This window comes from Bradyrhizobium sp. Ken01 (assembly GCF_055807355.1).
Genome location: NZ_JBVVPC010000284.1, coordinates 1 through 242 on the forward strand (window position 1 = coordinate 1; position 242 = coordinate 242).

General features: G+C 41.7%; 1 protein-coding gene. It reads left to right on the forward strand.

Annotation, left to right across the window (positions count from 1 at the left end):
* Positions 1-149: 149 nt before the first annotated feature.
* A partial coding sequence (locus AC0L3S_RS39680) for a DUF2554 family protein (protein WP_473285435.1) occupies positions 150-242 on the forward strand: 93 nt, incomplete at its 3' end.

Here is a 242-nt window from a genome sequence, read left to right on the forward strand (position 1 = left end):
GATGCCGATCGTTTCTTGAGGTTATTATTCAGTTTTGCAAATTAGCGCAAAGAAATTCTGGAATCTTCCTTCCTGATTTTGCATTGCATTCTGCCGTTGCGGCGATTTAGTGCTATTTTCGAGCAAATTACACACGGAGGTAAACACTAATGTTTACTTTGTTGATATACTCAGCGGCAGGGCACAAAGGACATGAATTTGTGTGGGTAAAGAATGTGGATCATCAGCTGCGTCATGAAGCG